The organism is Geodermatophilus pulveris, assembly GCF_900188375.1.
Taxonomy (GTDB): Bacteria; Actinomycetota; Actinomycetes; order Mycobacteriales; family Geodermatophilaceae; genus Geodermatophilus; species Geodermatophilus pulveris.
This window is the reverse complement of the sequence record NZ_FZOO01000006.1, coordinates 42211-66024: the sequence shown is the minus strand read 5'-3', so window position 1 is coordinate 66024 and position 23814 is coordinate 42211. Positions and strand designations below refer to the sequence as shown.

The 23814-nt window shown below is 75.2% G+C and carries 19 protein-coding genes and 1 tRNA gene; 8 read left to right on the top strand and 12 right to left on the bottom strand.

Annotated features, from left to right (window positions below; genetic code table 11):
* Positions 1-7 precede the first annotated feature (7 nt).
* On the bottom strand, positions 8-460 hold the full coding sequence (locus CHB98_RS13315; protein ID WP_089306092.1) for a GatB/YqeY domain-containing protein: 453 nt from the start codon (positions 458-460) through the stop codon (positions 8-10).
* A gap of 54 nt (positions 461-514) precedes the next feature.
* Between CHB98_RS13315 and CHB98_RS13310 the strand changes: the two genes are divergently transcribed.
* The 3 genes from CHB98_RS13310 (at position 515) to CHB98_RS13300 (ending at position 3441) form a co-directional block, all read left to right on the top strand.
* Positions 515-1441: a metallophosphoesterase gene (locus CHB98_RS13310; RefSeq protein WP_089306091.1), complete on the top strand. Its 927-nt coding sequence runs from the start codon at positions 515-517 to the stop codon at positions 1439-1441.
* Between the two features lie 31 nt (positions 1442-1472).
* Positions 1473-1546 (top strand) — tRNA-Pro (locus CHB98_RS13305).
* 86 nt (positions 1547-1632) lie between these two features.
* Positions 1633-3441 carry a S9 family peptidase gene (locus tag CHB98_RS13300; protein WP_089306090.1) on the top strand — a complete coding sequence of 603 codons (1809 nt, stop codon included), beginning with the start codon at positions 1633-1635 and terminating at the stop codon, positions 3439-3441.
* Between the two features lie 66 nt (positions 3442-3507).
* Here the strand turns inward: CHB98_RS13300 and CHB98_RS13295 are convergent, their stop codons facing one another.
* Positions 3508-4560 (bottom strand): aspartate-semialdehyde dehydrogenase, encoded by a 1053-nt coding sequence (locus CHB98_RS13295; RefSeq protein ID WP_089306089.1) that lies wholly within the window; start codon positions 4558-4560, stop codon positions 3508-3510.
* A complete protein-coding gene (locus CHB98_RS13290; protein WP_089306088.1) occupies positions 4557-5825 on the bottom strand; it encodes an aspartate kinase in 1269 nt (422 codons plus the stop codon). The genes CHB98_RS13295 and CHB98_RS13290 overlap by 4 nt, the downstream gene beginning before the upstream one ends.
* A gap of 74 nt (positions 5826-5899) precedes the next feature.
* Here CHB98_RS13290 and CHB98_RS13285 point away from each other — a divergent pair, with 74 nt between their 5' ends.
* Positions 5900-7492 (top strand): phospholipase D family protein, encoded by a 1593-nt coding sequence (locus CHB98_RS13285; RefSeq protein ID WP_089306087.1) that lies wholly within the window; start codon positions 5900-5902, stop codon positions 7490-7492.
* A gap of 865 nt (positions 7493-8357) precedes the next feature.
* Positions 8358-10097, top strand: a complete 1740-nt coding sequence (leuA, locus tag CHB98_RS13275; protein WP_245821134.1) for a 2-isopropylmalate synthase — start codon at positions 8358-8360, stop codon at positions 10095-10097.
* A gap of 25 nt (positions 10098-10122) precedes the next feature.
* On the opposite strand, the gene mnhG is transcribed toward leuA, so the two are convergent.
* From mnhG to CHB98_RS13235, 8 genes are all read right to left on the bottom strand, one after another.
* Positions 10123-10518 carry a monovalent cation/H(+) antiporter subunit G gene (mnhG, locus tag CHB98_RS13270; protein ID WP_089306084.1) on the bottom strand — a complete coding sequence of 132 codons (396 nt, stop codon included), beginning with the start codon at positions 10516-10518 and terminating at the stop codon, positions 10123-10125.
* Positions 10515-10844: an MrpF/PhaF family protein gene (locus CHB98_RS13265; protein WP_089306083.1), complete on the bottom strand. Its 330-nt coding sequence runs from the start codon at positions 10842-10844 to the stop codon at positions 10515-10517. Before CHB98_RS13265 ends, mnhG begins: the two co-directional genes overlap by 4 nt.
* Complete coding sequence (locus tag CHB98_RS13260) at positions 10841-11419, bottom strand: Na+/H+ antiporter subunit E (protein ID WP_089306082.1); 579 nt, start codon at positions 11417-11419, stop codon at positions 10841-10843. Before CHB98_RS13260 ends, CHB98_RS13265 begins: the two co-directional genes overlap by 4 nt.
* Positions 11416-13182, bottom strand: a complete 1767-nt coding sequence (locus tag CHB98_RS13255; protein ID WP_218822362.1) for a Na+/H+ antiporter subunit D — start codon at positions 13180-13182, stop codon at positions 11416-11418. The genes CHB98_RS13260 and CHB98_RS13255 overlap by 4 nt, the downstream gene beginning before the upstream one ends.
* Entirely contained in the window at positions 13179-13721 is a 543-nt protein-coding gene (locus CHB98_RS13250) for a Na(+)/H(+) antiporter subunit C (RefSeq protein ID WP_089306081.1), read from the bottom strand. The genes CHB98_RS13255 and CHB98_RS13250 overlap by 4 nt, the downstream gene beginning before the upstream one ends.
* On the bottom strand, positions 13718-16597 hold the full coding sequence (locus CHB98_RS13245; RefSeq protein ID WP_089306080.1) for a Na+/H+ antiporter subunit A: 2880 nt from the start codon (positions 16595-16597) through the stop codon (positions 13718-13720). The genes CHB98_RS13250 and CHB98_RS13245 overlap by 4 nt, the downstream gene beginning before the upstream one ends.
* A 176-nt stretch (positions 16598-16773) precedes the next feature.
* The gene (locus tag CHB98_RS23070) at positions 16774-16905 is read right to left on the bottom strand and encodes a LuxR C-terminal-related transcriptional regulator (RefSeq protein WP_218822361.1); all 132 of its coding nucleotides are present in this window, start codon (positions 16903-16905) and stop codon (positions 16774-16776) included.
* A 194-nt stretch (positions 16906-17099) separates the two neighbouring features.
* A complete protein-coding gene (locus tag CHB98_RS13235; protein WP_089306079.1) occupies positions 17100-18914 on the bottom strand; it encodes an ABC-F family ATP-binding cassette domain-containing protein in 1815 nt (604 codons plus the stop codon).
* Positions 18915-19075: 161 nt separating this feature from the next.
* Here CHB98_RS13235 and CHB98_RS13230 point away from each other — a divergent pair, with 161 nt between their 5' ends.
* The 3 genes from CHB98_RS13230 (at position 19076) to CHB98_RS13220 (ending at position 22678) form a co-directional block, all read left to right on the top strand.
* On the top strand, positions 19076-20605 hold the full coding sequence (locus CHB98_RS13230; protein ID WP_089306078.1) for a Mur ligase family protein: 1530 nt from the start codon (positions 19076-19078) through the stop codon (positions 20603-20605).
* A 73-nt stretch (positions 20606-20678) separates the two neighbouring features.
* Positions 20679-21680 (top strand): pirin family protein, encoded by a 1002-nt coding sequence (locus CHB98_RS13225; protein ID WP_089306077.1) that lies wholly within the window; start codon positions 20679-20681, stop codon positions 21678-21680.
* Positions 21681-21709: 29 nt separating this feature from the next.
* Positions 21710-22678, top strand: coding sequence for a pirin family protein (locus CHB98_RS13220; protein ID WP_089306076.1), 969 nt, complete (start codon positions 21710-21712; stop codon positions 22676-22678).
* Positions 22679-22684: 6 nt separating this feature from the next.
* On the opposite strand, the gene CHB98_RS13215 is transcribed toward CHB98_RS13220, so the two are convergent.
* The gene (locus tag CHB98_RS13215; protein WP_089306075.1) at positions 22685-23755 is read right to left on the bottom strand and encodes an SDR family oxidoreductase; all 1071 of its coding nucleotides are present in this window, start codon (positions 23753-23755) and stop codon (positions 22685-22687) included.
* Between the last annotated feature and the right edge of the window lie 59 nt (positions 23756-23814).

Below are 23814 nucleotides of genomic sequence, written 5' to 3'. Positions count from 1 at the left end.
GTCGCCTTCAGCCGAGCTGGCGGCGGACCTCCGCGGCCACCCGGCCGCCGTCGGCGCGGCCGGCGACCTCCTGCTGCACCGCGCCCATGACCCGGCCCATGTCCCGCATCCCGCCGGCGCCGGTGCGGGTGACCACGTCGGCGACCAGCGCGGCGAGGTCGGCGTCCTCGAGCTGGGCGGGCAGGTAGGCGGCGACCACGTCGCCCTCGGCGCGCTCCCGGGCGGCCTGCTCGGCGCGGCCGGCCGAGGCGAACGCCTCCGCGGCCTCCCGGCGCTTCTTCGCCTCCCGGCGCAGCACCGCCTGCACCTCGTCGTCGGCCAGCTCGCGGGCCTCCTTGCCGGCCACCTCCTCGGCGCTGACCGCCGCCAGCACCATGCGCAGCGTGGCGGTGCGCAGCTCGTCGCGGGACTTCATCGCGGTGGTCAGGTCGGCGCGCAGCCGTTCCTTGAGCTCGGACACGGGTGCCAGCCTGGCACGGCGGCCGCGGCGGTCCCCTGCGTACCCTGGGCTGCCGTGCGCGCGACCACCGTCCTCCCGGCCGCCGTCCTCGGGTCTGCGACCGCGGGGATCGCCATCGCCGGAGTTGCCTACGCCTCCCTCTACGAGCGCACCCGATGGACCCTGCGCCGGTTCGACGTCCCGGTGCTCGCGCCGGGCTCCGCACCGCTGCGGGTGCTGCACCTGTCCGACCTGCACATGACCGCCGGGCAGCGGTCCAAGCAGGAGTGGGTGGCCTCGCTGGCCGCCCTGGAGCCGGACCTGGTGGTCGACACCGGCGACAACCTGGCCGGCCACGACGCCGTACCCGGGACGCTGCGCGCCCTGGGGCCGCTGCTGGACCTGCCCGGGGTCTTCGTGCTGGCCAGCAACGACTACTACGCGCCCCGGCCGAAGAACCCGCTCAAGTACTTCCGGCCCGGCCACGTGCGGGTGCACGGCGACGAGCTGCCCTGGCGGGAGCTGCGCGACGGGCTCACCGCCCGCGGCTGGCTGGACCTCACCAACGCCCGCGGCGAGCTCGTCGTCGGCGGGCGGCGGATTGCGTTCGCCGGCGTCGACGACTCCCACCTGCACCGCGACCGCTACGACGCCGTCGCCGGGCCCGCGGACCCGGCCGCGGACCTGCGCGTCGGGCTGGCGCACTCCCCCGAGCCGCGGGTGCTCGACCGGTTCGCCGCCGACGGCCACGACCTGCTGCTGTGCGGGCACACCCACGGCGGGCAGCTGCGGGTGCCCTTCTACGGGGCGCTGGTCACCAACTGCGGCATCGACCGCGCCCGGGCGCGCTGGCTGCACCGCTGGGCGGAGCCCTCGGCGGGCCGGCCGAACGGCACCTGGCTGCACGTGTCGGCCGGGCTGGGCACCAGCCCGTACGCGCCGGCCCGGTTCGCCTGCCCGCCGGAGGCGACGCTGCTCACCCTCACCGCCCGTCGGGGGTGAACCGGGCGTCGGCTAGACTCGACGCGTACCTCGGGGTGTGGCGCAGCTTGGTAGCGCGCGTCGTTCGGGACGACGAGGTCGCAGGTTCAAATCCTGTCACCCCGACGCTGTCCAGGGGCCGCCGCGAGGCGGCCCCTGGTGCGTTCCGAGGCCCTCCGCCGGCTGCTCAGGCGCCCGGGGAGGATGAGCCGGTGACTCCCGAGCACCCCGTCCCCGCCCTCCCTCCCGAGGTCACCGCCCGCTGGCAGGCCCGCTTCCGCGCCCCCCGGGTCAGCCTGCCCGACTGGGCGCTGGAGGCGCCGCACCGCAGCCTGTACTCCTCCGACGTCAGCGGCGTCGTCGAGCAGTACGCGTGGGACCGCAGCACCGACGTCCACCGGCAGGCCACCGACCGGCCCAACGGCACGCTGATCGGCACGCTCAGCCCGGACGGCGAGACGATCTGGTGGTTCGCCGACACCGACGGCGACGAGTTCGGCGTCTGGATGACCCAGCCGTTCGCCGGCGGGGCGCACCGCGTCGCCGTCCCCGAGGTCGGTCCGGCCTACCCGGCCGGCCTGGAGGTCGGGTCGGCGGTGGTGGCGGTCGGCCGGTCCACCGACGACGGCTCGGAGCTGTGGCTGGCCCCGGCCGGCGGCACGCCACGGGTGGTCTACCGGCACGCGGACCCGGCGTCGGTCGACGCGCTCACCCACGACGAGGACCTGCTGGTCGTCTCGCACTCCGAGCACGGCGACCCGCGCTACCCGGCGCTGCGGGTGCTGCGCACCGCCACCACCACCGAGGACGCGCCCGACGTCGTCGCGGAGAAGTGGGACGGCGAGGGACTGGGGCTGCACGCGCTGGCGTTCGCCCCGCTGCCCGGTGACCGGCGGCTGCTGGTCGGCCACGAGCGCCGCGGCCGCGAGGAGCTGCTGGTCTGGGACGTCGACGCCGACACCGAGACCGAGGTCGTGCTCGACCTGCCCGGGGACGTGACCGCCGGCTGGTACCCCGACGGCTCGGCGCTGCTGGTCGGCCACGACCACGCCGCCCGCAGCGAGCTGTACCGCTACGACCTGGCCACCGGCGCGCTGGAGCAGCTGGACACCCCGCGCGGCGTCGTCCGCGGGGCCACCGCCCGGCCCGACGGCACCGTGGAGCTGGCCTGGTCGAACGCCGAGCTGCCGCCGGTGGTCCGGCGGGCCGACGGGCCGGTCGTGCTCGCCGCACCCGGCGAGGCGCCGCCGCCGGCGTACCCGGTCGAGGACCGCTGGGTGCCCGGCCCGGGCGGCGACGTGCACGCCCTGGTGGTGCGCCCGGCCGGCCCCGCCCCGTACGCGACCGCGTTCCTCGTGCACGGCGGGCCGGAGGCCGCCGACGACGACTCCTACCGCGCCCGCCGGGCGGCCTACGTGGACGCCGGGTACGCGGTCGTGCACGTCAACTACCGAGGCTCGACCGGCTACGGGTCCGCGTGGCGGGACGCGCTGACCGGCCGGCCCGGGCTCACCGAGCTCGAGGACGTCGCCGCCGTCTACGACGCGCTGGTGGCGGAGGGCTTCCTCGACCCGGCGCGGGCGCTGATCTCCGGCGGGTCCTGGGGCGGCTTCCTCACCCTGCTGGGCCTGGGCACGCAGCCCGAACGGTGGGCCGCCGGCATCGCCGAGGTCCCCGTGGCGGACTACCTGGCCGCCTACGAGGACGAGATGGAGGGCCTGCGCGCCTACGACCGGGCGCTGTTCGGCGGCTCACCGGAGCAGGTGCGCGACGTGTACGTGCGCTCCTCGCCGATCACCCACGTGCAGTCCGTGGTCGCCCCGGTGCTCGTGGTGGCCGGCGCGAACGACCCGCGCTGCCCGATCCGGCAGATCGACAACTACCTCGCCCGGCTGACCGAGCTGGACAAGCCGCACGAGGTGTACCGCTTCGACGCCGGCCACGGCTCGCTGGTCGTCGAGGAGACCATCCGCCAGGTCGAGGTCGCCCTGGACTTCGCGCTACGCCACGTCCGGCCCTGACGCGAGGCCCTTCGTGGCCGTCCGGCGGGAGCCCTCCGGGCCCCACGCCGGATCCCACAGCGGTGGTCACCTCGTCGCGGCCACCAGCTCCGCGATCTGGACGGTGTTGAGCGCCGCGCCCTTGCGCAGGTTGTCGTTGCTGACGAACAACGCCAGGCCACGGTCGCCGTCGACACCCGGGTCCTGCCGGACGCGGCCGACGTAGCTCGGGTCCCGGCCGGCCGCCTGCAGCGGCGTGGGGACGGTGGTGAGCTCCACGCCCGGCGCGGCCGACAGCAGCTCGGTGGCCCGCTCGGCCGTCAGCGGCCGGGCGAACTCGACGTTGAGCGACAGCGAGTGCCCGGTGAAGACCGGCACCCGCACGCAGGTCCCCGACACCCGCAGGTCGGGGATGTCGAGGATCTTGCGACTCTCGTTGCGGAGCTTCTGCTCCTCGTCGGTCTCGTTCGTGCCGTCGTCGACCAGCGAGCCGGCCATCGGCAGCACGTTGAACGCGATCGGCCGCACGTACTTGACCGGCTCCGGGAAGGGCACCGCCGACCCGTCGTGGGCGAGCTCCGCGGCCTTGTCGACGACCGCCTTCACCTGGGTGTCGAGCTCCTCGACGCCGGCCAGGCCGCTGCCGGAGACCGCCTGGTAGGTGCTGGCCACGACCCGGACCAGCCGGGCCTCGTCGTGCAGCGGCTTGAGCACCGGCATCGCGGCCATCGTGGTGCAGTTCGGGTTGGCGATGATCCCCCTCGGGATCGACGCCAGCGCCTGCGGGTTGACCTCGGCGACCACCAGCGGGACGTCGGGGTCGCGGCGCCAGGCCGAGCTGTTGTCGATGACGGTCACGCCCGCCTCGGCGAACCGCGGCGCCTGCACCCTGGAGGTCGACGCACCGGCCGAGAAGATCGCGATGTCGAGCCCGGCGGGGTCGGCGGTCGCGGCGTCCTCGACGGTGATCTCCCCGTCCCCCCACGGCAGGGTGCTGCCCGCGGAGCGGGCGGAGGCGAAGAAGCGCAGCTCGCCGATCGGGAAGCCCCGGTCCGCGAGGATCTGCCGCACCACGCCGCCGACCTGGCCGGTGGCGCCGACGATGCCGACGCGCAGCCCGTCGCTGCTGGAGAGGTTCATCGTCCCGTCCCTCCGTAGACGACCGCCTCGGCCTCCTCGGTGCCGAGGTCGAAGGCGTCGTGCACCGCGCGGACGGCGACGTCCACGTCGGTGTCCCGGCACACCACGGAGATGCGGATCTCCGAGGTGCTGATCAGCTCCAGGTTGACCCCCGCGTCGGCCAGCGCGCCGAAGAAGCGCGCCGACACGCCGGGGTGCGAGCGCATGCCCGCGCCGACCAGCGACACCTTGCCGATGTGCTGGTCGAAGGTGACGTCGGTGTAGCCGACGGTGTGCTTGACCTGCTCCAGGGCGGCGAGCGCCGCCGGGCCGTCGCTCTTGGGCAGCGTGAAGGAGATGTCGGCGAGCTTGCTGGCCGCCGCCGACACGTTCTGCACGATCATGTCGATGTTGACCTCGGCCTCGGCCAGCACCCGGAAGAGCTGGGCGGCCTCCCCGGGCCGGTCGGGCACCCCGAAGACGGTGATCTTCCCCTCGGAGCGGTCGTGTGCGACGCCGGTGATGATGGCCTGTTCCACCGTGAGGTCCTCCATCGAGCCGGTCACCGTGGTGCCGGGGAGCTGGGAGTAGGAGCTGCGGACGTGCACCGGGATGCCGTACCGGCGGGCGTACTCGACGCAGCGGAGCACGAGCACCTTCGCCCCCGAGGCGGCGAGCTCGAGCATCTCCTCGTACGTCACCGTGTCCAGCCGCCGGGCGTTGGGCACGATCCGTGGGTCGGCGGTGAACACCCCGTCGACGTCGGTGTAGATCTCGCACACGTCGGCCCGCAGCGCCGCGGCGACGGCGACGGCGGTCGTGTCCGACCCGCCGCGGCCCAGCGTGGTGACGTCCTTGGTGTCCTGGCTGACGCCCTGGAAGCCCGCGACGATGACGATGGCGCCCTCGTCGAGGGCCTCCCGCAGCCGGCCGGGGGTGACGTCGATGATGCGCGCCCGGCCGTGGCTGGAGGTGGTGATCACCCCCGCCTGCGAGCCGGTGAACGACCGGGCCTCGTAGCCGTGGGTGTTGATGGCGATGGCCAGCAGGGCCATGGAGATGCGCTCACCGGCGGTGAGCAGCATGTCCAGCTCGCGGCCGGGCGGCTCGTCGGTGATCTGCGCGGCCTGGTCGAGCAGCTCGTCGGTGGTGTCGCCCATCGCCGAGACCACGACCACGACATCGTCGCCGGCCTCCTTGGCCGCCACGATCCGCTCGGCGACGCGCTTGATGTGCGCGGCGGAGGCGACGGACGAGCCGCCGTACTTCTGGACGACGAGGGCCACGGGGCATGAGGCTACCGAGGCCCCCGTGGTGACCGTGGTTGCGTACCTGGGGGGCGGGACGTTGTGATCACCGGGTGGACGACGCGGAGCGCTGGCTGCTGAGGGCCGAGGAGCGTGCCAACCCGTCGACGGACCTGCCCGCCTACACCGAGGGCAACCTCGCCGAGCCGCTCGTGCACGGCGTCGCCTACTTCGACCGGCTCGTGGAGTGCGTGCAGGTCCTCGACGAGGGTGACCACCTGTTCTTCACCGACTGGCGGGGCGACCCCGACGAGGAGCTGCGCCCCGGCGGGCCGACCGTCGCCCAGCTGTTCACCGAGGCCGTCAGCCGCGGGGTCACCGTGCGCGGGCTGGTGTGGCGGTCGCACACGGACTGGATCTCCTTCAGCAAGGAGGCCAACCGCGCCCTGGACGCGGAGATCGAGGACGGCGGCGGCATGGTGATCCTCGACCAGCGGGTGCGCCGCGGCGGCAGCCACCACCAGAAGCTCGTGGTGCTCCGTCACGACCAGGACGCCACGCGGGACGTCGCCTTCGTCGGCGGGATCGACCTGTGCCACGGCCGCCGGGACGACGCCGACCACGGGGGCGACCCGCAGGCGGTGCCGATGGCCTCGGGGTACGGGCCGAACCCGCCGTGGCACGACGTGCAACTGGAGCTCCGGGGTCCGGCCGTCGGCGTCCTGGACACCGTGTTCCGGGAGCGGTGGGACGACCCCACCAGCCCCGACTCGCACAACCCGCTGGCCTGGGTGCGCGACCGCATCCGCGGGGCCGACCTGGTCGCCGAGCCCCTGCCGCCGCAGCTGCCCCCGCCGCCGGCGGCCGGGCCGCACCTGGTGCAGTCGCTGCGCACCTACCCGGCCATCCGGCCGGGGTACGACTTCGCCCCGCGCGGGGAGCGCTCGGTGGCCCGCGGCTACTCCAAGGCCATCAACCGGGCCCGGCGGCTGGTCTACCTGGAGGACCAGTACATGTGGTCCGGCGAGGTGGCCCGGCTGTTCGCCGAGGCGCTGCGCGACAACCCGGACCTGCACCTGGTCGTGGTCGTGCCCCGGGTGCCGGACCAGGAGGGCACCTTCGCGGTCACCCCGCAGTACGTCGGGCGCTGGCAGGCCATCGAGATGTGCCGGCAGGCCGGGCGGGACCGGGTGCACGTCTTCGACGTGGAGAACCACCAGGGCACGCCGGTCTACGTGCACGCCAAGGTCTGCGTGGTGGACGACGTGTGGGCCAGCGTGGGCAGCGACAACTTCAACCGGCGCTCCTGGACCCACGACAGCGAGCTCTCCTCGGCGGTGCTCGACACGACGCGGGACCCGCGCGAGCCCCGGGACCCGACCGGGACCGGGGACGGGGCCCGGGTGTTCGCCCGCGACCTGCGGCTGCGGCTGGCCCGCGAGCACCTGGACCGGGCCGCCGACGGCAGCGAGGACGACGACCTGATCGACCCGGCGGCGTTCGTCGCCGCCCTGGACCGCAGCGCGGCGGCGCTGGACGCGTGGCACGACGGCGGCCGCCGCGGACCCCGGCCGCCGGGCCGGCTGCGCCCGCACACCCCTGAGCCGCTGTCCCGCCGGGACCGGCTCTGGGCGACGCCGATCTACCGGCTGCTGGTCGACCCCGACGGCCGCCCGCTGGGCATGCGGCTGCGCGGGGAGTTCTGAGCCACCCGCCCGCCCCAGCCCGGCCGGCACCTCCTCCCGGCACGCTCCGACCCTGCCCCGCACTGTGGGCAGCGTCGTGAGCCGGGCACGAGGTGGTCCCGGCTCGCTACGACCCTGCCCCGCCGGCCGCACGCAGCGGCGTCCCCAGGACCACGCTCGCCGCCGCGGAGGCCGGGACGCGCGACCTCGGCGTCACCCGCCTGGCAGTGCTCGCGGAGGTGGCCGGGTTCCGGCTCACCGTGCTGGACGCTGACGGGCGGGAGGTCGCCGGGATGCACCCCGACGGCCCGCGTGACGTCACCGGGCGGCGGCTGCCCGCCCACCTGGACACCCAGCACACCGACGAGGTGGGTGACCGCTGGGCGCACACCCCGCGGCGTCCCCAGCCGTGGTTCACCTCCGGCCTCGACCGGGCCGCCCGGGACCGCGGCCGGGCACGGTCCGGCACGCCTGACGACCACGACGTCCCGGTCCCCGGCGACTCCCCCCGGGAGCGGGCCGAGGCCCGCCTGGACGCGCGCTGGCGGACGTCGCCCAGGAGCGGCGGCGGCGCTTCCTGGCCGGCGAGTTCCGGGACGTCGAGGACGGCTGGACCTGCACCTGCCCGCCGGCGTGCGACGAGGTCGACGACGGCTCGGGCCCGCCGCGGCACGCCGCCGGCTGCCCGTGCGGCTGCGACCCGGGCTGACCCGCTGCTACCGTGACCGTGTGCGCGGCAGCCTCCTGCTTACCCGCCGCGGCGAGGCCCTCTCCTAGGTCGGCCCCCTCGCCGCGGGGACCCGCCGTGACCCACAGCGTCCCCGGCGCGCCTGCTGACCGCCCCCACCGGAGCTGCGTCCAGCCCGCGCCCAGAGGAGCCCGACCCGTGAGCAGGAACCCGATGCACCCGCACGTCCGCCACCCGCAGCAGCCCTCGCGGATGCCCGTGCACCGCTACGCCCCCTTCGCCCCCGTCGACCTGCCCGACCGCACCTGGCCCGACGTCGTCACCACGGCCGCCCCGCGCTGGTGCGCCGTGGACCTCCGTGACGGCAACCAGGCCCTGATCGACCCGATGACGCCCGACCGCAAGCGGCGGATGTTCGAGCTGCTGGTCCGGATGGGCTACAAGGAGATCGAGGTCGGCTTCCCGGCGGCCAGCCAGACCGACTTCGACTTCGTCCGCCAGCTCGTCGAGGAGGACCTGGTCCCCGACGACGTCACCGTCCAGGTGCTCACCCAGGCCCGCGACGAGCTGATCGAGCGCACCTTCGAGTCCCTGCGCGGCGCCCGGCAGGCGATCGTCCACCTCTACAACTCCACGTCCACGCTGCAGCGGCGGGTCGTGTTCGGCTCCGACCGGTCCGGCATCGTCGACATCGCCGTGCACGGCGCGCAGGTGGTGCGCAAGCTCGCCGAGCAGATGGGCGACACCGAGATCCGCTACCAGTACAGCCCGGAGTCCTTCACCGGCACCGAGCTGGACTTCGCCGTCGAGGTCTGCAACGCGGTCACCGACGTCTGGGAGCCCACGCCGGAGCGGCCGACGATCGTCAACCTGCCCGCGACGGTCGAGATGGCCGAGCCGACGGTCTACGCCGACCAGATCGAGTGGATGCACCGCAACCTGGGCCGCCGGGACGCGCTCATCCTGAGCCTGCACCCGCACAACGACCGCGGCACCGCCGTCGCCGCCGCCGAGCTGGGCCACCGCGCCGGCGCCGACCGCATCGAGGGCTGCCTGTTCGGCAACGGCGAGCGCACCGGCAACGTCGACCTGGTCACCCTGGGCCTGAACCTGTTCAGCCAGGGCATCGACCCGCAGATCGACTTCTCCGACATCGACGACATCCGCCGCACCGTCGAGTACTGCAACCAGCTGGGCGTGCACGAGCGGCACCCCTACGGCGGCGACCTCGTCTACACCGCCTTCTCCGGCTCGCACCAGGACGCCATCAACAAGGGGTTCCGGGCCCTGGAGGCCGACGCGCAGGCGGCCGGGCGGGCCTGTGACGAGATGCCGTGGGCGGTGCCGTACCTGCCGATCGACCCCAAGGACGTCGGCCGCAGCTACGAGGCCGTCATCCGGGTGAACAGCCAGTCCGGCAAGGGCGGCGTCGCCTACGTCATGAAGACCGAGAACCAGCTCGACCTGCCGCGCCGGCTGCAGATCGAGTTCAGCGGCGTGGTCCAGCGGCACACCGACGACGAGGGCGGCGAGGTCACCGCCGCGCAGATGTGGGCGGCGTTCTCCAACGAGTACCTGCCCGACCCCGACGCCCCGTGGGGCCGGTTCTCCCTGACCGGCCACCGGCACCGGGCCCACGGCGAGCACCTCGACGAGATGGTGGTGGAGCTGGTCGACGCCGGCGTCCCGATGACGGTCGAGGGCCGCGGCAACGGGCCGATCGCCGCGTTCGTCGACGCGCTGCGCTCGGTGGACGTCGACGTCCGCGTGCTGGACTACGCCGAGCACGCGATGTCCGCCGGCGGGGACGCCCGCGCCGCGGCCTACGTCGAGTGCGCCGTCGGCGACCGCGTGCTGTGGGGCGTGGGCATCGACCCCAACATCGTCACCGCGTCACTGCGCGCGGTCGTCTCGGCGGTGAACCGGGCCCAGCGGTAGCAGCCGGACCCGCCGTACCTCGCGGTCAGCCGGGTTCGGGGGCTGCGTCGGCGGGCTCGTCACCGCGCGCCTCCCCCGCGCGGGGCGGCGCCATGCCGAGCTCGTCGACCACCATCAGGTCCCGGCGCACGTGCCGGCGCCGGTAGGCGACCCGGCTGACCATGTGCGCGCTGATCGGCGCCGTGAGCATCTGGAAGACCGCGACGAGCAGCAGCATCCAGGTGGACGACCAGCCCTGCAGGCGGATGGCCCCGCCGATCATGACCAGCAGGACGCCCAGGACCTGTGGCTTGGTGCCGGCGTGCATGCGGGTGAGGACGTCGGGGAACCGGACGAGTCCCAGGCCGGCGGTCAGGCACAGCAGGGACCCGAGCAGCAGGCAGGTGAGGGCGACGGCGTCGGCCAGGGGCCCGGCGTTCACGGCGTCCCCCCGGTCCGCTGCCCGGCGGCCTCGGGCGGTCCGGCGTCCTGCCCGTCGCCGCGGGGGTCGACCAGCATCCCGCCGACGTAGCGGGCGACCGACACCGAGCCGACGAACGCGAGCAACGAGACGACGACGAGCACCGGCACGAGCGTCGGGTCCCGCGCCAGCGCGGCGTGCACGGCGAGGCCGGCGGCGATGATGACCAGCAGCGTGTCGGTGGCCACCACCCGGTCCAGCAGCGACGGGCCGCGGGCGAGGCGGACCAGGGCGAGCAGCGCCCCGCCACCGAGCATCCCGTAGGCCAGCCAGTAGACGACCGTCACGAGGGCCTCCCCGCGGGCTGCACTGGGCGCTGCAGCGCGGCGATCTCCTCCGCGGTGCCGAACGCCCGCACCACCCGCTCCTCGGTCAGCAGCACCGACCTGCGCTGCCGGTCGAGGTCCTCCCCGCTCTCCACGCTGAGCACGTGCAGGCCGATCACCCGGTGCTCGCGGTCGATCTCGATGACCATCGACCCGGGGACGAGGGTCACCGCCTCGGTCACGATGCTGATCAGCAGGTCGGAGTCGGTGCGCAGCTCGACACGCAGGATCGCGCTGGACGCGATGCCCCGGGGTCGCACGGTCTGCCACGCGACGAGCGCGCCGGCCCGGGCGAGGTCGGCCAGGAAGGTGCCCAGGAAGGTGAGCAGCGCCACGGGGCGCACCCGCACACCGCCGACCACCGGCGGCAGGGGGAGGACGAGGGTGACCACCAGTGCCACGGCCACCCCGGAGATCAGGTTCGCCCACGACCACGTGCCCCACAGCAGGTTCCACACGAGGACCAGCCAGAGCAGCAGCGGGAGCTGGTGACGCAGCCGGACGGCGACGCCCCCGTCGGTCGCGGTGCCGCTCACGGCGCCTCCCCCGTCCCGCCGAAGACGGCCTCCAGGTAGGGGCCGCGGTCCCGGAGGTCCCCGGCGGCACGCTCGGCGACCCCGTAGAGCGGACCGGCGAGGAGGGTGAGGGACACCGTGACCGCGACCATGGCCGTGGTCGAGGTGACCATGATCAGCGGCAGGGGTTCCAGCGGGGGCTGGACGCGGTGGTCGCCCATCTGGTCGGCGGCCGGCGTGCTCGCCGTGGCCACGGCCGCGTGCCGAGCCCAGGCGGCCCGCCGGGCCGAGGCGCGCCACCGGCGGCCCCCGGCGACCGTGGCCCCGGCCGGCGTCCGGCCGTCGCGGGCCGCCCCGTCGCCGGAGGGCCGGTCCCCGGTCACCGGGGAGCCGACCGGCTCGGGCACGAGTTCGGGCCCGGCATCGGCGGCCGCGGCGCGGTCGGTGTCCTGTGCCGGGGGCTGCGCCGCCGGACGCCAGAACGCCCGGCTCCACACCCGGGACACGGCCAGCAGGGTGAGCAGGCTGGTCACCGCGCCGGCGGCGACCAGCGTCAGTGGCAGCCAGCCGCCGTCCTGGACGCCGGCCTGCAGCAGCCCCAGCTTGCCGATGAAGCCGGAGAACGGCGGGATCCCGGCGAGGTTCATCGCGGGCACGAAGAACAGCACCCCCAGCAGGGGCGAGGCCTTCGCCAGCCCGCCGAGCCGGTCGATCGCCGTCGAGCCGCCCTGCCGCTCCACCAGCCCGGCGACCAGGAACAGCGTGGTCTGGATGGCGATGTGGTGGGCGACGTAGAAGACCGCGCCCGCCAGGCCGGCCGTCGTCGCCAGGGAGATGCCGAACACCATGTAGCCGATGTGGCTGACCAGGGTGAACGACAGGATCCGCCGGATGTCGGTCTGCGCGACGGCGCCGAGGATCCCGACGACCATCGTCGCCAGCGCCGCCCACATGAGCACGTCGTCGAGCGCGCCGGTGGGGAACAGCAGCGTCTGCGTCCGGATGATGGCGTAGACGCCGACCTTGGTGAGCAGCCCGGCGAACACGGCCGTCACCGGAGCCGGCGCGGTGGGGTAGCTGTCGGGCAGCCACGCGGACAGCGGGAAGACCGCCGCCTTGATGGCGAAGGCGATCAGCAGCATCGACTGCAGCAGCAGCTGGGTGCCGGCCGGCAGGTCGGCCAGCCGGCCGGCCAGCTGGGCCATGTTGACCGTGCCGGTGGAGGCGTACACCAGGGCGATGGCGGCCAGGAAGAGCAGCGAGCTCAGCAGGCTCACCACGATGTAGGTGATGCCCGCGCGGATCCGGGGGGCCGAGCCGCCCAGGGTCAGCAGGACGTAGCTCGCGGTCAGCAGGATCTCGAAGCCGACGTAGAGGTTGAACAGGTCGCCCGCGAGGAAGGCGTTGGCCACGCCGGCCATGAGGACGAGGAACGTCGGGTGGAAGATCGACAGCGGGGTCTGCTCCCCGCCGTCGGCCGAGCCCTGCCCGACGGCGAAGACGAGCACCCCGAGACCGACGCCGCTGGCCACGACGAGCATGAGCGCGGACAGCCGGTCGACGACCAGCACGATGCCCAGCGGTACCGGCCACCCCCCGACCGAGATGGCGGCGGCGCCGTCGACGTCGGCGAGCAGGAGCAGGGCCACCGACACCGTGAGCACCGCGCTGAGCACCAGGATGCTGAGGGCCCGCTGCGTCCACGGGTGCCGGCCGACCAGGAGCGCGCCGGCCGCGCCCAGCAGCGGCAGCAGCACCGGGAGCGGGGTGAGGACGCTGATCACCGGGAGGCCCCCCGGGTCGGTGGCAGGTCGATGTCGTCGGAGGGGATGCCCGCGTACCGCCGGGCGAGGGCCTCCTCGGCTGTGGAGTCACCCGCCCGCGCAGTCCGGTGGAGGCTGTCGGCGTGCGCCGCGGGCCGGTCCTCGGGCGCCAGGTCGTCCGGGTCCAGCTCGTCGGCGTGGACGCCCTCGCGGCGGGCGACGCGGCGGTCCTCCTCGTCGACGCCGACGACCTCCTGCCGGACCAGCCGCCACGACCGGTGGATGATCGCGAGCAGGAACGAGGCGATGCCGAACGTGATCACGATCGCGGTGAGCACCAGGGCCTGCGGCAGCGGGTCGCTCATGTCCTCCGGCTCGGTGACCCCGATGATCGGCGGTCCGCCGGCCGGGCCCGCCGCGGACAGCACCAGCAGGTTGGTCGCGTTGCCCATGAGCAGGAACCCCAGCACCACCCGGGTGAGGCTGCGGTCGAGCAGCAGGTACACGCCCGCCGCGTAGAGCCCCCCGATGACCAGGGGCAGGACGACGGTGGGGGTCATCGCAGGATCACCTCCTCGGGTGCCACGTCGAGGGTGTCGTCCTCGTCCTCCTGGCGGTCCAGCTCGGCGCCCAGGCTGCGCAGCACGTCGAGGACCAGCCCGACGACGATCAGGTAGACGCCCATGTCGAAGAACAGCGACGTGACGAGCTTGACGTCGCCGAGCACGGGCAGGGTCGTCTCCAGGATGGCCGTCTGCAGCACCTCGGCGCCGAACAGGAGCCCGCCCACGCCGCTGGTGCCGGCGACCAGCAGCCCGGCGCCGAGCAGCAGCCCGGGGTCAACCGGCGCGGCCTCGCCGAGCTCGTAGCGCCCGCCGGCCAGGTACCTCAGCACCAGGGCGAGGCCGGCCACCAGCCCGCCGGCGAAGCCGCCCCCGGGCTGGTTGTGCCCGCTGAACAGCAGGAACAGCGAGAAGACGACGATGCTGTGGAACAGGATCCGGGTCAGCACCTCGAGCACGACCGAGCGCCGCTCCGGGGGGAGCGCCTCGCTGCCGGCCAGCCAGCGCCGACGCGGCGCCCGCCGCGACCCGCGTGCGGCCCGCTGCTCCTGGGCCAGCCGCGCGATGACCCCCGTCCGCCGCCGGAGGAAGACCAGGCTGGCGATGCCGGTCGCGGCCACCACCAGCAGCGCGACCTCGCCGAGCGTGTCCCACGCCCGGATGTCCACCAGCGTGACGTTGACGACGTTCTCGCCGCCGCCGAAGTCGTAGGCCTGCTCCGGGTGGTCCACCGAGACCGGGGTGGCCGTACGGGCGCTGAGCGCCACGGCGCCCACCCCGGCCATGAGCAGCCCGACCGCCACGGCGATGACCCCGCGGACGGCGCGCTCCCGGGGCCGGTGCCGTTCGGTGATGTCCTTGGGCAGCTTGCGCAGCACCAGCACGAAGACCACCAGGGTGAGCGTCTCCACCAGGAACTGGGTGAGCGCGAGGTCGGGGGCGCCCTGCAGGGCGAACAGGACCGCCAGGCCGTACCCGGTGACACCGACGACCAGCACCGCGGACAGCCGCTGGTGGATCCGCAGCGCCAGGGCGGCGGCGATGAGCACGACCGCGCCGACCAGCGCCTGCACCGGGGTGTCCCAGGCCCGCCACTCCCCCGGCCACGGCGCGCGGAACACCAGCACCGAGCCCGGCAGGGCGAGGACGACGACGAGGATGGTGCCGAGGTAGGCCGGCAGCGAGCCGCGCTGGGTGGTCCCGGTGACCAGGACGGCGAGCCGGTCGACGGCCTGCAGCGTGTTCCAGTAGCCCTCGTCGGCGGAGGCACCGACCGCCCACCCGCGCTGCAGCTGGTACACCCGGTACCGGACGGCGAACAGCGCGGCCCCGCCGAGCAGGGTCAGCAGCGACAGCGCCAGGGCCGGCTGCCACCCGTGCCAGAGCGCCAGCTTCTCGGCCTCCCCGGCCAGCAGCGGCATCGTGTCCGCGTACCCGGCGACCAGCGGCTCCAGCAGCGGGCTGGCCGGGCCGAGCACCAGACCGGTCAGGCCGAGGACGACCGGTGCGGCGAGGAACAGCGGGGTCGGTGGGTGCGCCAGCTCGGCGGGAGCCGTGGGCGGCAGCGCCGGCTTGCGGGCGAAGGCCCCCCACACGAGGCGGAGGGTGTACGCGGCGGTGAGGGCCGAGCCCAGCACCAGACCGGCGAGGACCGCGAGGGCGGTCGTCCGGTCGGGCAGCCCGCCGTCCCACAGCGCGGTGAAGGCAGCCTCCTTGCCGACGAAGCCCAGCAGCGGGGGGAGGCCGGCCATCGACGCCGCGGCGAGACAGGCGGCGGCGGCCAGCACCGGCAGCCGCCGCCCGAGCCCGGAGAGCTCTCGCAGGTCACGGGTGCCGGTGGCGTGGTCGATGACGCCGACGCTGAGGAAGAGGGTGGACTTGAACAGCGCGTGGGCCAGCGTCATCGCCAGCCCGGCGGCAGCCAGCTCGCGGCTGCCGGCCCCGACCAGCGTCATGAGGAAGCCGAGCTGGCTGACCGTGCCGAAGGCCAGCAGGAGCTTGAGGTCGGTCTGCCGCAGCGCCCGGTAGCCGCCGACCAGCATGGTCGCCACGCCCAGCCCCAGCACCAGGGGTCGCCACCCGGGGACGTCGGCGAAGCCGGGGGCCAGCCGGGCGACGAGGTAGACCCCGGCCTTCACCATCGCGGCCGCGTGCAGGTAGGCGCTGACCGGCGTGGGCGCCTCCATCGCGGCGGGCAGCCAGAAGTGGAACGGGACCATGGCCGACTTGGTCACCGCCCCGGCGAGGACCAGCACGGTGCCCGCCGTGAGCAGCGGCCCGCTGCCGGGGTCGGCGACGACCTCGGAGAGCAGGTAGCTGCCGCTGGCCTCCCCGATCATGATCAGCCCGACGAGCATCGCCAGCCCGCCCGCGGTGGTGAGGACGAGCGCCTGGCTCGCCGCCCGCCGCGCCGCCAGGCGCGCTCCAGAGCCTCCGATCAGGAGGAAGGAGAAGACGGTCGTCAGCTCCCAGAAGACGTAGAGCAGCAGCAGGTCGTCGGCGAGGACCAGCCCGAGCATGGAGCCGGCGAAGGCGGTGAGGGTGCCCGCGAACCGGCCGGTGCCCTCGTCGCCGGGCTCGAAGTAGCGGGCGCAGTAGACCAGGACCAGCGCACCCACCCCGGTGACCAGGGCGGCGAAGGCCAGGGCCAGCGCGTCGAGCCGCAGGGTGACGGTCAGGTCCAGCTCGGGGACCCACGCGACGGACTGGCGCACCTCGCCACCGCCCACGACGGTGCCCAGCCGGGACGTCGTCCAGGCGAAGCCGGCAGCGGGCACCAGGGCCAGGGCGAGGAACGCCTGCCGCCCCCACCAGCGCACGAGCACGGGCGCCAGCACGCCGGCGACGAGGTGGAGCAGCAGCAGGGCGAGCACGTGTCTCCGGGAGTCGATGGGCGGCTCGGGGACACCAGGGACGTCGGTCGGACGGCAGCCGGCGGTGATCTCAGCTTACCCGCCCGGCCTGACCAGCCCGGACTCGTAGGCGAGGGCCACCGCCTGCACGCGGTCGCGCAGCCCCAGCTTGAGCAGCACCCGGCTGACGTGCGTCGTCACCGTCGCCTCGCCGAGGACAGCCGCGCGGCGATCTCGGCGTCGGACAGCCCGGCGGCCACCAGCGCCAGCACGTCGGTCTCCCGCTCGGTCAGCCGGGCCAGCGCCCCGACGCGCTCCGGGTCCGGCACCGGCGCCGCGGCGAAGGTCTCGATGACCCGCAGGGTGACCGCCGGGGCTGCTGGGCGCGGTCCCGGCGGTCGTGGTCGGCCTGCGGCTGCTCCAGCGCAACCGCGCGGAGGCCGCCGCCGCCTGAGCCCGGGACCCGTCCCCGCGCACCTCCGGCGCTGAGTGCCACGGCACTCGGCGCCGGAGGTGCGTCCGCTCAACTCTCGGCGAGCTCGGCGGCCGTCAGCCAGTCGGTCTCCACCTGCTCCTTCTCGGCCAGCACCGCGCGCAGCCGGGTGTCCAGCTCCCCGACGCGCACGTGGTCGGTCGCCGCCGCGGCCAGCTGGCCGTGCAGCCGCTCCTCCTCCGCCGCCAGCTTCTCCAGCCGCCGCTCCAGCCGGGCGGCCTCCTTGCGGGCGGCCCGGACCTCGCCGGCGGACCGCCCCGGGACGTCGTCCGCCGGTGCCGGCGACGACGCACCGGCGCCGGCCGCCGAGGACAGCGCCGCCTCGCCGGCCGCCCGGCGGGCCAGGTACTCCTCCACCCCGCCGGGCAGGGCGGCCAGCGAGCCGTCGCCCATCAGCGCGACCACCGAGTCGCACACCCGGTCGACGAAGTAGCGGTCGTGGCTGACCACCAGCACGGTGCCGGGGAAGCCGTCGAGCAGGTCCTCCAGCGCGGTCAGCGTGTCGATGTCCAGGTCGTTGGTCGGCTCGTCGAGCAACAGCACGTTCGGCTCGGCCATGAGCAGCCGCAGCAGCTGCAGCCGCCGGCGCTCACCGCCGGAGAGGTCGCCGACCGGCGTCCACTGCCGCGACGCCGGGAAGCCGAACCGCTCGGCCAGGGACGACGCGGAGATCTCCTGGTTGCCGATGCGCGCGATCCGGGCGATCTCCTGCACCGCCTCCAGCACCCGCAGCCGGCCGGGCAGCTCGGTGACGTGCTGGGACAGGTAGGCCGCCGCGACGGTCTGCCCGCGCACCACCCGGCCGCGGTCGGGCTCGGTCTCGCCGACCAGCAGCCGCAGCAGCGAGGTCTTGCCCGCCCCGTTGACGCCGACGACGCCGATCCGGTCGCCCGGGCCGACGTGCCAGGTGAGGTCGCGGAAGAGCGTGCGCGGCCCGTCGTCGGTCGGGACGGCGTGGTCGACGTCCTCCACGTCGTAGACGGTCCTGCCGAGCCGGCGGGCGGCGAACCCCTGCAGCGCCATGGTGTCGCGCGCCGGCGGCTCGTCCTCGATGAGCGCCTGGGCGGCCTCGATGCGGAACCGCGGCTTGCTGGTGCGCGCGGGCGGCCCGCGGCGCAGCCAGGCCAGCTCCTTGCGGACGAGGTTGAGCCGGCGCTCCTCGGTGGCCGCCGCGACCCGGGCCCGCTCGGCCCGGGCGAGGGTGTAGGCCGCGTAGCCGCCGTCGTACGCGTGCACCCGGCCGTCGGCGACCTCCCAGGTGCGCGTGCACACCTCGTCGAGGAACCACCGGTCGTGGGTGACGACGACCAGCGCGCCGACCCGGTCCCGCACGTAGTCGGCGAGCCACGCGACGCCCTCGACGTCGAGGTGGTTGGTCGGCTCGTCGAGCACCAGCAGGTCCAGCGGCCGGACCAGCTGCGCTGCCAGCGCGACCCGGCGCCGCTCGCCGCCGGACATCGGCGCCACCGGGCTGTCCAGGCCGAGCCGGTCGAGCTCGAGCCCGGTCAGCACGCTGCGCACCGCCGGGTCGGCGGCCCACTCGTGCTCGGCGGCGAACAGGCTCCCGGGCAGGACGACGTCGCGCACCGTCGCGCCGGGCGGCAGGGTCCCGGACTGGTCGAGGACGCCCAGGCGCACGTCGCCGCGGCGGGTGACCCGGCCGGAGTCGGGCTCGTCGGCGCCGGTGAGGACGCCGAGCAGCGTGGACTTGCCGCCGCCGTTGCGCCCGACCACGCCGATCCGCTCGCCGGCGGCGATGCCGAGGGAGACGTCGTCGAGCAGGACGGTCGTGCCGTGGGCCTTGTGCACCCGCTCGAGGTTGACCAGGTTGAGGGGCGCGCTCATCACCGCCGAGTATCCGCCCGGTCCGGCCGGCCCCGGCGCTCGCCCGGGGCGCGGTGCCGCGGTGTGTCCCGTGCGTTCCGTGCGGTCAGGGCGCGCCGCGGGGGTGGAGTGCCTACACCGCCGACCTGCGGGTCCAGGCGGGGCCACATACCGTCGGGCCGGTGCGTCTCCCCCCGGTCCCCTGGTCGGAGGTCGAGCGCCGCGCGCGCACCGTGCCCGGCGGCCCGGTCGCCCGCGTCGGGGGCACCGACGACCTGACGGTGCGCGGTCTGGTGACCGACTCGCGGCTCGTCGTCCCCGGTGCCCTGTTCGCCTGCGTGCGCGGCGCGACCAGCGACGGGCACCGGCACGCCTCCGCGGCGGCCGCGGCCGGCGCGGCGGGGCTGCTCGTCGACCGGCCGGTGGCCAGCACCCTGCCGCAGCTGCAGGTGCCGTCGGTGCGCGCCCAGCTCGGCCCGCTCGGCGCGCTGCTGGCCGGCGACCCGGCTGCGGCGCTGCGGCTGGCGGGGATCACCGGCAGCAACGGCAAGACGACGACCAGCGCGTTGCTGCGGGGCGTCCTCGACGCCGGCGGCGACTGCACCGGCGTCGTCGGCACCCTGGGGGCGGAGGTCGGCGGCCGGTCGCGGACGACCGCGCTGACCACCCCGGAGGCACCCGAGCTGCACCAGCTGCTGCGCTGGATGCTCGACGCCGGCGCACGGCGGGCGGTCGTCGAGGCGTCCTCCATCGCGCTGGACATGGGCCGGATGGACGGGTTGCGGTTCGAGGTGTCGGTCTTCACCGGCTTCGAGGAGGACCACCTCGACCACCACGGCACCCTGGAGCAGTACTGGGCCAGCAAGGCCCGCCTGTTCGAGGCCGGGCGGACCGGCGCCGCGGTGGTCGTCGTCGACGAGCCCTGGGGACGGCGGCTGGCCGACCAGGCGCAGGTGCCGGTGACCCGGGTCGGCTCGGGTGCTGACGCCGACGTGCGGGTGCTCGGCTGGCGGACCGGGAGCAGCGGCACCGAGCTGCTCATCGGCGACGACACCGGCGGGCACCGGGTGCGCAGCCCGCTGGTCGGGCGGGTGCACGTGGGCAACCTGGCGGCCGCGTGGGCCACCGGCCGGGTGCTCGGCGTCCCGCCGGACCGGATCGCCGCCGGGCTGGCTGCCGTCGCCCCGCCCCGGGGGCGCAACACCGTCCTGGGCGGGTCCGGCCGGCCGCGGGTCGTCGTCGACTACGCGCACACGCCGCGCGCCCTGGCCGCCGCCATCGCCACCGCGCAGGACCTCAGCGGCCCGGGCGGCCGGGTGCACCTGGTGCTCGGCGCCCGGGGCCGGCGCGACCGCTACAAGCGCCAGGGGCTGGGCGAGGCCGCGCGGGCCGCGGACGGCGTGTGGCTGACCAACGAGGGCAGCCACGGCGAGGACCCGGCCGCGATCCGCGCCGAGCTGCGCGTGGGCCTGCTCGGCTCCGCGGCCGGCGTGCGCACGGTGCCCGACCGGCGGGCCGCGATCACCGCCGCGGTGCGGGCCGCCGGGCCGGCCGACGTCGTCCTGGTGGTGGGCCGGGGCCACGAGACGCGGCTGCTGGACACCACCGACCCGCGGGACGCCGTCCACCTGGACGACGCCGAGGTCGCCGCGGAGGCGCTGGACGAGGCGCACCCGCAGCCCGGGGACCGGCTGCGCGAACGCGCCTCCTGACGCGGGGGAATGACGGCGGACCCGCGCACCGTTACCCTCGGAGTCAGTTGAGAGTTCAACCGAGGAGGCCGGCATGCCCGCCGTCACCGTCGAGGACACCACCACCCTGCCCCGCGTCCCGCTGCCCGTCCCGGGGACGGTGCGCCGCCGGGTGCGCTCGGTGACCACCGCGCCGTCGGGCTTCGAGGGCGAGGGCTTCCCGGTCCGCCGCGCGTTCGCCGGCGTGGACCTGCGTGACCTCGACCCCTTCATCCACATGGACCAGATGGGCGAGGTCGAGTACGCCCCCGGTGAGCCGAAGGGCACCTCGTGGCACCCGCACCGGGGCTTCGAGACCGTCACCTACATCATCGACGGCACCTTCGAGCACGCCGACTCCCACGGCGGCGGGGGCTCGATCACCGACGGCGACACCCAGTGGATGACCGCCGGCGGCGGCGTGCTGCACATCGAGCGCCCGCCGGAGCACCTGGTCGTCAGCGGGGGACTGTTCCACGGCCTGCAACTGTGGGTGAACCTGCCGCGCGCCCAGAAGTGGGTCGAGCCGCGATACCAGGACCTGCGAGCCCGCGAGTCGGTGCTGCTGGCCAGCCCGGACGCCGGCGCCCTGGTGCGGGTCATCGCCGGCGACGTCGGCGGGCACACCGGCCCGGGCTCCACCTACACGCCGATGGCCATGGTGCACGCCACGGTCGCCCCCGGCGCCACCCTCGACCTGCCGTGGCAGCCGGACTTCAACGCGCTGGTCTACGTGCTGTCCGGTGCCGGCTCGGTGGGCCCGGAGGGGCACCCGGTGCGGACCGGCCAGCTCGCCGTCCTCGGCCCGGGCGACACGATCTCGGTCGCCGGGGCGCGGCACCAGGAGTCGCGCACGCCGGCGCTGGACGTCGTCGTCCTCGGCGGCCGCCCCATCCGCGAGCCGATCGCCATGTACGGGCCGTTCGTGATGAACACCCGCACCGAGGTCGTCGAGGCCTTCGACGACTTCCGGGCCGGCCGGCTCGGCAGCATCCCGGCCCAGCACGTCCCGCACGGCGCCGTCCGCGGCGAGTCCGGCCAGCCCGGCGCACAGTAGGTCCAGGCTCCCGCACGCAGGAGGACCCGATGAGCAACCTCGAGCGCCGCCCGGCCGCCCGCGAGCTCGGCGGCCTGGACGGCACCGCCGCCGGGCCGGTGCTGGACCTGTTGCCGGGCAAGGAGGTGCTGCTCGGCGAGAGCACCCGCGTGCGGCGGCTCCTGCCCACCCTCGGCCGGCGACTGGTCGGCGCGTGGGCGTTCGTCGACCACTACGGCCCCGACGACGTCACCTCGTCGGCCGGCATGCAGGTGCCGCCGCACCCGCACACCGGCCTGCAGACGGTGTCCTGGCTGCTGGAGGGGGAGATCCACCACCGCGACTCGGTCGGCAGCGACGCCCGCATCCGGCCCGGTGAGCTCGCGCTGATGACCGCCGGGCACGGCATCGCCCACTCCGAGCAGTCCCCGGCGAGCCACCCGCGGTACCTGCACGGGGCCCAGCTGTGGGTGGCGCTGCCCGACGCCGCCCGCGACACCGCGCCCGCCTTCGCCCACCACACCGACCTGCCCGGCTTCACCTCCGACGGGCTGACCGCCACCGTGCTCATGGGCTCCCTCGGCGGGGCCACCTCCCCCGGCACGGCGCACACCCCGCTGGTCGGCGCCGACCTGGACCTGTCCGCTGGGGCCGACGTCCAGCTGCCGCTGGAGCCGGACTTCGAGTACGCGGTGCTGGCCTCGTCCGGGTCGGCGCAGGTCGAGGACGCGCCGCTGGAGGTGGGCGCGATGCTCTACCTCGGCACCGGCCGCCGCACGGTACGCGTGCGCGCCGGGCAGGACGCACGGCTGCTGCTGCTCGGCGGCGAGCCGTTCGAGGAGCGGATCGTCATGTGGTGGAACTTCGTCGGCCGCTCCGGCGAGGAGATCGCCGAGTACGCCGAGCGGTGGAACGCCGAGGACGAGCGCTTCGGTGCCGTCGTCGGCTACGACGGCGACCGGCTGACCGCCCCGCCGCTGCCGCCGGTGCCGCTCAAGGCCCGCGGCCGGGTGCGCTGACCGTCGTCAGGGCGCCGGCGGGACGACGCGGTCAGCGGCGAGCCGGTCGAACAGCTCCAGGAAGCGGTCCTCGGTGTCCAGGCAGTCGGCGAACCCGGCCTGCCGGAGTTTGACGGTCGAGCTCACGTTGTCGAAGCCCGACCGGAAGATGAACTCGCCGAAGTCCCAGCTCACGAGGTCCTCGTACGGCGTCGGCACCAGGCCGTGCCGGGCGGCCAGCCGCTCCCAGACGTCCCGCCGGTCGGCCATCGCCTCGGCGAGCGGCACCGGCTGCGGCTCGGCGTGGTCCATGCCGAGGTGGCGGGCGAACACCGGGAAGAGGTGCCGCCAGCGCAGCTGGTCGCCGTTGGTGACGTTGTAGACCTCCCCGTCGGCGTGAGGTGCGCCGCCGGCCCACACGGTGGCGCGTGCGAGCAGCTCGGCGTCGGTGACCTGGTAGAGCGCGTCGTAGGCGGCCAGGCTGCCGGGGAACCTCAGCGGCTGGCCCAGCTCCCGGCTGATCGCCGCGTAGACAGCGATCACCATCAGCAGGTTCATCGGGTTGCCGACGGCGTAGCCGATCACCCCCTCCGGGCGCAGCACGGTGCACCGGAAGCCGCGCTCCGCGGCGACGGCCCGCAGCAGGTCCTCCTGGTCGTAGTAGAAGTTGGGCTGGACGATCCGCGGGTCGCGCTCCCGGGCCGGGGTGTTGAAGAAGCCCATGTGTGCGCCGTAGGCCTTGCCGCCCTGGTAGAGGGTCACGTGTTCCAGCGGGGCGCCCGCGGCGGCCAGGGCGTCGAGCGTGTGGCGCAGCAGCGCGACGTTGACCTCCGACAGCTCCCGGGTCGTCGGGCGTTCGGCGTAGGCGCCGGCCACCAGGTGGGTGACGTCGCCGAGGCCGGCCATGCCCTCCCGCGCCGAGCCGGCGTCGGCGAGGTCCACCGGCAGGTGCTCCCAGGTCGCCTGCCGCGGGGTGCGGCGGCTGACCCCGCGGACGGCCCACCCGGGTCGCCGGGCGTACTCGGCCGCCACGTGCGACCCGATGACGCCCCCGGCTCCGGTCACCACGACGCTGCCTGCCACCTGCCGCTCGCTCATACCGGTCCCGTCCCCCGTCGGCGGCTGTCCCACACCCACCGGGTCCCGGCGCGCGAGCG